The organism is Vibrio chagasii (genome assembly GCA_041879415.1).
Classification (GTDB): domain Bacteria; phylum Pseudomonadota; class Gammaproteobacteria; order Enterobacterales; family Vibrionaceae; genus Vibrio.
On record CP090851.1, the window covers coordinates 1,129,853 to 1,137,059 of the forward strand.

General features: G+C 42.8%; 7 protein-coding genes. 2 read left to right on the forward strand and 5 right to left on the reverse strand.

Annotated elements, in window-relative coordinates; genetic code table 11:
- Positions 1-10: 10 nt before the first annotated feature.
- On the reverse strand, positions 11-820 hold the full coding sequence (locus tag L0991_04945) for a Cof-type HAD-IIB family hydrolase (protein XGB63415.1): 810 nt from the start codon (positions 818-820) through the stop codon (positions 11-13).
- Between the two features lie 202 nt (positions 821-1,022).
- On the opposite strand from L0991_04945, the gene queE reads away from it, so the two are divergent.
- Together queE and queC are read left to right on the forward strand one after the other, a co-directional pair.
- Positions 1,023-1,673: a 7-carboxy-7-deazaguanine synthase QueE gene (gene queE / locus L0991_04950; protein ID XGB63416.1), complete on the forward strand. Its 651-nt coding sequence runs from the start codon at positions 1,023-1,025 to the stop codon at positions 1,671-1,673.
- Positions 1,674-1,736: 63 nt separating this feature from the next.
- A complete protein-coding gene (gene queC / locus L0991_04955; protein XGB63417.1) occupies positions 1,737-2,432 on the forward strand; it encodes a 7-cyano-7-deazaguanine synthase QueC in 696 nt (231 codons plus the stop codon).
- Here the strand turns inward: queC and L0991_04960 are convergent.
- The 4 genes from L0991_04960 to L0991_04975 all read right to left on the reverse strand — a co-directional run bounded on the left by L0991_04960 (position 2,392) and on the right by L0991_04975 (position 6,999).
- Complete coding sequence (locus tag L0991_04960) at positions 2,392-4,425, reverse strand: diguanylate cyclase (protein ID XGB63418.1); 2,034 nt, start codon at positions 4,423-4,425, stop codon at positions 2,392-2,394. The two genes, queC and L0991_04960, sit on opposite strands and share 41 nt — an antisense overlap.
- Before the next feature lie 163 nt (positions 4,426-4,588).
- Positions 4,589-4,939 (reverse strand): DUF2750 domain-containing protein, encoded by a 351-nt coding sequence (locus L0991_04965; protein XGB63419.1) that lies wholly within the window; start codon positions 4,937-4,939, stop codon positions 4,589-4,591.
- Between the two features lie 135 nt (positions 4,940-5,074).
- Positions 5,075-5,692, reverse strand: a complete 618-nt coding sequence (locus L0991_04970) for an OmpA family protein (protein ID XGB63420.1) — start codon at positions 5,690-5,692, stop codon at positions 5,075-5,077.
- Entirely contained in the window at positions 5,692-6,999 is a 1,308-nt protein-coding gene (locus L0991_04975) for a TolC family outer membrane protein (protein ID XGB63421.1), read from the reverse strand. Before L0991_04975 ends, L0991_04970 begins: the two co-directional genes overlap by 1 nt.
- Between the last annotated feature and the right edge of the window lie 208 nt (positions 7,000-7,207).

The window sequence follows — 7,207 nt, forward strand, 5'->3', positions numbered from 1 at the left end:
CATCTAATCGTTAAGAGTTGAAGATGAACTTTTCAATCGCGACCGCTACACCATGGTCGTCGTTGCTTGCAGTGATATGATCAGCGATTTTCTTGGTTTCTTCCATCGCGTTGTCCATTGCAATGCCCAGGCCCGCGTATTCCAGCATATGATGGTCATTTTCAGCATCGCCCATACAGATCACTTCTTCGGCTGTAATACCTAAGTGTTCGGCAATGGCTTCAATACCGACACCTTTGTTTGAGTTAGGATTTAAGAACTCTAAGAAGAAAGGTGCGCTCTGAACAATAGTAAACTGATTCTTAAGCTCTTGTGGCAATTTGCTGATGATGTCTGTCAGTTTGGTTGGCTCAGCAACAATCATGGTTTTAATGATTTCGTGGTCGTCTTCCAATTGAGAAAAATCGAACTCGGTAATCTCTAAGCCGTTAATGCGCGCTTCAATGCCAGTGTATTCGTTGTTCTCAGGTGTAATTAAACCATGAACTTTGCTGAATGCATGGACATAGCCACCAAGCTGCTCGGCAAGTGCTGCGATTTCTTTTGCCGCTTTACCATTACTGATCTCGCTATGAATGATCTCTTTTGTTGTTACATTCTGAACCATAGAGCCATTGTAGAAGAGTACAAAGTCATCCTCGCCGTTAATTGAAAGCTCATCAAGTTTGCTCTGCATGCCTTCTAAAGGGCGCCCAGAAGCTAGAACGACCTTCACACCTGCAGCACGAGCCTTGGTAATTGCGTCTTTGTTCTCTTGAGAAATTACTTTGTCACTGTTGAGCAGCGTACCGTCCATATCAAGAGCGATCAGTTTGTACATGTTGTTCCTTACTAAAAATAAAAAGCTAACGAAATCTAATGGGCGAAAGGATAAGGGAACTTCAAACGCTAGGCTAGGGCTTTGATCAAGTGATTTATCAGTACTCATTTGTTTGACCAAAAGAGGCAAGTGCTTTAAGGTCTGCGGTTGATTAATTTCATCAAATGATTGAGCTGAGGGAAAGTTGTACAAGATTAACGAAATGTTTGAAACCATCCAGGGTGAGGGCGTGTTTACCGGCGTTCCTGCTGTTTTTGTTCGTTTGCAAATTTGCCCTGTAGGCTGCTCTTGGTGTGATACCAAACAGACATGGGAAGCTTTGCCAGAAGACGAGACTAGCCTTGGTGATATCATGGTTAAGACAGAGGATTCACCGACTTGGTCTTCTATTGATGCTCAAGGAATCGTGAATGAATACATTAAACAAGGCTACACTGCTAAACACATTGTGATTACAGGTGGTGAGCCATGTATTTATGATCTTGTCCCTCTTACTGAAGCATTTGAGAAACACGGCTGTCGCTGCCAAATTGAGACTAGCGGTACATCAGAAGTCAAAGCCACACCTGACACTTGGGTTACGGTGTCACCTAAGGTGGCAATGAAAGCGAAACTGGAAATCTTAGACAGCGCTTTACAGCGTGCTAACGAAATTAAGCACCCAGTAGGAACAGGTAAGGACATTGAGCAACTTGATGGTTTACTGGAACGAGCAGAAGTATCCGACGATACTGTGATTGCTCTACAACCAATTAGCCAAAAAGATCGTGCGACGAAGCTTTGTATTGATACCTGCATTGAGCGTAATTGGCGCTTATCAATTCAAACTCATAAGTACTTGAGCATCGCATAGTTTTTAACTTTGCAGAGTGCTTACCCGTTGTAGAAAGCTCGTCAGTTTTAGGTAGGAATAGAAATGAAAAAAGCAGTTGTAGTATTTAGTGGTGGTCAAGACTCAACCACGTGTCTAGTTCAAGCACTAAAAGAGTATGATGAAGTTCATGCGATTACGTTTGACTATGGTCAGCGTCATAAACTAGAGATTGAAGTTGCTGAATCATTAGCTAAAGAGTTAGGCGTAAAAGCGCACAAAGTGATGGATGTGACTCTATTAAATGAGCTAGCTATCAGCTCTTTAACTCGTGACGATATTCCTGTTTCTCATGAACTGCAAGAGAACGGTTTACCGAATTCGTTTGTCCCTGGTCGTAACATTCTGTTCTTAACGCTTGCTGGTATTTACGCATATCAAATCGGCGCAGAAACGGTGATTACTGGTGTATGTGAAACGGATTTCTCTGGTTACCCTGATTGTCGTAATGACTTCGTAAAAGCGATGAACTCTGCGTTAGTGCAAGGTATGGACAAGGAGCTGGATATTAAAACGCCACTAATGTGGTTAAACAAGGCTGAAACTTGGGCCTTGGCTGATCAATACTCAGCTCTTGAGCTTGTGCGTAATAAAACCCTGACTTGTTACAACGGTATCATCGGTGATGGCTGTGGCGATTGCCCTGCATGTGAACTGAGAAAAGTTGGCCTCAATGACTACCTAAGTGATCGCGAATCTATTATGGCTGAACTGGTTCGTAAGCAGGCTGAGAATAAATAATCTCACGCAGGTCAATGGGGTCGTTATACGCATCAATAATGCAGTTTCGGCCGTTACTTTTTGCCTGATATAGAGCTTGGTCAAGCACTGAATAGAGCTCATCGAAGTCACTTAATGCGTTTGAGGTTGCTAAGTAAGCAAAACTCGCGGTTACATTAAGTGGCTTTTTACTTTCTGATAGAAAAACGGTGCTTGAGATTACATAGTGTAACTCTTCGACTCGTTCTCTTACTTCCGATGGAGTGGTGTCTGTCAGCATTATTACAAACTCTTCACCACCTAAACGACCAAACAACTCTCCACTCATCAAGTGCTTTCTGATTTGTCTGCTAATGTGGACGAGTGCTCTGTCCCCAGTTGGATGACCATGTTCATCATTGATTTTCTTAAACTTATCTAGGTCTAATAGGATTAGAACATGCTGCTTATTTGTTTCTTGAGAACGCTTGACCCGTTTAATTAGTCTTATGATTTCAGTTCTGTTGTACGCTTTGGTCATAGCGTCAATCGCAGCTTTTGAGCGAATTGTTTTATTCGCGAACACCATAAAACTCGCACCACACAACAAGAGAATTACAATGATGTTGTAAACCCAGCTTTGGCGCTCCATTTTCTCGATATGAAGGCGGTCAATGTTCGCTTGGTGAAGCAATAAGGAGCTCTCTAGTTCTTGTTCATATTTGGTATGGGCAATATCGAGCGCCTCTAGTGCGAGCCGGTTGTCTGTATCTCGCGCTTCCATCTGAATGGATGAATATCGTTGATAATAGATAAACGCTTGTTGGTAATCATTAAGCGCTTTGTGTACTTCAGATAATTGAAGCAGAGCTTGAGCTGTGTATTTGTGTCTTGATACCTGTTCCGCTAGCCTCAAAGCTTGTTCGGCATAATTAATTGCCTCAGCCATCAGCTTCTTCTCTTCGAACATATCACTGACTGCCAAATAAGCATTGATACGAATCCCATCATTGTTCAACTCATTGGCTGCCTCGAGTGACTCTACTAAATAGCTTCGTGCTAAATCATAATCTTGTGTTTGCGTGTAGGCTTTCCCGAGCCCTAAGCTAGTGAGTGCAATGCCGAAGTTATGTGATGATTCTCTTAGTAATTTCTGCGCTTTTTCAAAATGATGAATCGCTAAGTCGCTTTGGCTTTGATTTAAATAGAGATCAGCAAGGCTGTGATGAACCTGAGCCTTCATTATGCCGGAAGCATCGGCTCTTAGGGCAAGCGCTTCCTCTAGGTATTGAGTTGATTTTTCATACTGCTTTAGCTCTTTGAGTAAGTTACCAATATCGTTGTAAACCCCAGAGATATCATGTCCTTTTGGAAATGCCTTGATCAAAGAGAGATAGGTATTCAACGCTGTATGGTAGTCACTACGAAAATGATGATTGTTAGCAATGACCCGATAAGTAATGAACTTGGGCAGCACAGGATCGATGGCATCATGTAAGTCGGATTCAAGCCCTGAGCAATAGTAGTTTGCTTGGTGGTATTTAGCTTGTTCGTTTAGGGAGCGACATAATTGGTACTTGAGCAGTGCTTTACCGGTTGAATCGCTACGAGATTGCATTTTTGCTAACAGCATCAGGAAGCGTTGTTGTGCGAGCTCATACTGTCCTTGACTGTCTTCAACGAGAGCAGCAACAAACGCTTGCTCTATGGCTTGATATTCACTGTCATTAGATGCAATCCCATAAAATGGTTGATCTCGCTCGCTCATGTATTGATATAACAGACCTGAAAGGTAGAGCTTTTCTCCATACGAGTTTGTACTCATGTAGCGTGTTTGAAGCATGGTAAGTGCACGTGAAGGATAGTGACTCAATGTTGTGAGATAGAGTGCATTCCAATCAGCATTTGGAGTGTCGATACCAGCCGTATTTGGCAAAGGGATAGATGAGTCTGAAGAGTGACTTGGAGTGACTGGTTGGCAGTGGGTTGCAAAGCTAACCAAGAATATAAAGCTAAGGAAAATCGAACGAGTCACAAGTAACTATCAATCAGGATAAAGAACGATATTCTATGGTTAGTTTGATCTTGCTTCAAATTATGAGGGGTATTTGTGAGAGGTATTGCGAACTAGATCTCTAATTTATTCAGTTTTATCAGAGAGATATCGGCCGCACGATTCGTACGGCCGATACTTGAAATTAGATGTATAATTTCGCTAGGTCAGAAGGCTCAAGCTCTTTGCCTTCTAGAGATTCGTTCCAGTTAACACCTACTAGTACGCCATCTTCAGCAAGAGTTAGTAGCCAATCTTCTACAAAGATGTCTAGCGGGATTTCTAGTACTTCAAAGTCAGCCCACTCTTCAACGTTGTGAGTTTGAGCATCTTCTTTTGAAGACCAGAAAGGCATCACTTCGCTGTTTTCGAATTCACTTGAGTCACATGCTAGCCAACCTTCTTCGTTGCGAAGGCCCCATACCAGTTTAGTTTCTTGAGTTTCAGAAACGAAAAGTTCTAGATTTGCTTGAGTATCAGCTGTTAGTTTGCTCATGGATTAATTCTCTATGTTGATAACGTGGCAAGATTAACATTATAGACGGCTTAGGTACATGCTATTCAAGGAATTATCACCATACTGAAACGTTAACTTAAGATAACGTTTCAGTATGGTTAGGTGCGACGACAGTTACTTCTTAATCTTAGTGAAGATGTGCCACTCTTCTTTGATATTTCCTTTAAACCCGGCAACAGAAGCAACGACTTTACGGTGAAGTGCGTGGTTAATTTCAGTGTCATTGCTACTGAACTCAACATCACCATGGCCAACGATGTTGACTCTAGAAGGTTGAATGCCGTTACTGATAAGTGCGCGTCTAACGTTGGCAGCACGCTCTTTTGACAACTTTAGATTATGTTCGGCATTACCTACCTTACTGGCGTAACCTTGCAATTCAATAGTGGTGCTTTCGTAACGCTTCAAAAAGGCAGCCATCTGGCGTATCTGGTTAAGGAAAGCTGGGTTAATTTCTGTAGAGTTATTAGCGAAGAGTATATGGAGCTCTTTCTTCTCCGACGACTCGAAATATGAACCACAACCGTCGTTATCTATTTCTGCACCAATCTGCGTATCAGCACACAGATCACGCGCATTGATAACGCCATCGTTGTCGTCATCTTGCAGATCGTAAATTTGAGTGACAGGCGGAAGCGCACGATACTCAAATTCATCCTCATTGTTGTCAGCTAAAGCATGGGTAGATACAACCACGAAGCAAAGCGATAAAACCGTGTTTGTTAGCTTCATTAATATTCCACCTTTTCATTCCATTCTTCAGGGATCTCAACTCGTAAGCCGGTAAGTAGGTTGCCAGTTGCGTTCATCACGCGATATTTTGCGTATTGCTCGTCATACTTGGCATCTAAATAGCCTTTACGAGCTTCAAACAATTCATTCTCGGTGTTGAGCAAATCGAGAAGGGTACGTTTACCGATGCGATACTGCTTCTCATAGGAGATAACGGTATCTGATGCCGAGTCTACGTGATCAGATAGGAACTCTTTTTGTTGAACGGTTAGGTCAAGCGCACTCCAGGAAAGGCGCAAACTCTCTTCGACATTGCGATAAGTGCTTTCACGGAGATCTTTGGCTTTATTCAGTTGGTAGGCAGCACTTTCAGCGCGGTCTTGATCTGAACCACCGTTGTAAAGGTTGTACCTCAAGCGAACCATTGCAGAGAACTCATCACTACTGCCTTCTGTACCACCGGCATCATCACGCCAGGTTTGAGCGGCCTCAAAAGACACGGTTGGGTAGTTAGTGCTTTTCGATTGCTTATACTGAAACTTTGCAGAGTCAACGTCGGCTTGCGCTATCTTGATTACCGGGTGTTGATTGAATGCTTTTGCCAATGCACCATCGATTGTGTATGGAATAGCTCCCGCATCAGCGCGAGGGAAGGTGAGACCTAGTGGAGATTGACCAACAAGTCGCTTGAATTGAGTATGGGTATCAAACAGGTTATTTTGAGCCGCCAGTAGGTTGCCATGTGCTTTTGCAATACGAGCTTCTACTTGAGACATATCTGCTGTCGAGCCAATCCCCGATTCAACGCGTTTACGAATATCACTATATATCTCCTTGTGCGTAGCTAGGTTGCTTTCGGAAAGTGATAGCACTTCATAGGCCTTCACTGCGTCGAGGTAGACCTTAGTTACTTCTAATGCGATGTCTTGAGCGTTAGATAGTAGCTGGTAACGTACCGACTCAGCATCGGCTGCTGTACGGTCGATATCGTTCGATGTATTAGTGCCATCCCATATTAGTTGGGTTAGTGTGATCGTTGCTTCTTTACGAGTCAGGTCGGTTGTATCGGTATTTGTGGCAAGGTCTGTGTGTTCGTATCCTATGCCACCGTCTAAATCGATACTAGGTCGGTAGGCTCCACCAGAAGCATCGTTTAGGTAACGCTTACTAATGTATTCATTGTAAGCACTTTTGATCTCAGGGTTACTTTCTAAAGTAAATGCTACGGCCTGTTCTAAGGTTTGTGCACTAGCAGGCAAGCTTAATGCTATTGCTAATCCTAATGTTGTTGCTTGAGTGCAATTCAATTTCCATCTCCCCAAATGGACTGACACCAAAATCTGAGCTTTACTATATAAAGACACCAAATTTAGGTGAACCGCCAAAAAAATAACGTTCGCTCTAGAAGCTGCCGTAAATGGTTGTAAATTTGTTAACCGATCGCTGTGCGTTTTATGTTGTTTTTGGGCACTTAAATCTTATATTAATATTCTCATTATCTTTCGCTAACACAGT

Bases quoted from the DNA above. Each gene is read 5' to 3' on its own strand.
- L0991_04945 (XGB63415.1), bottom strand. From the start codon at position 820: ATGTACAAACTGATCGCTCTTGATATGGACGGTACGCTGCTCAACAGT.
- queE (XGB63416.1), top strand. From the start codon at position 1,023: ATGTTTGAAACCATCCAGGGTGAGGGCGTGTTTACCGGCGTTCCTGCT.
- queC (XGB63417.1), top strand. From the start codon at position 1,737: ATGAAAAAAGCAGTTGTAGTATTTAGTGGTGGTCAAGACTCAACCACG.
- L0991_04965 (XGB63419.1), bottom strand. From the start codon at position 4,939: ATGAGCAAACTAACAGCTGATACTCAAGCAAATCTAGAACTTTTCGTT.
- L0991_04970 (XGB63420.1), bottom strand. From the start codon at position 5,692: ATGAAGCTAACAAACACGGTTTTATCGCTTTGCTTCGTGGTTGTATCT.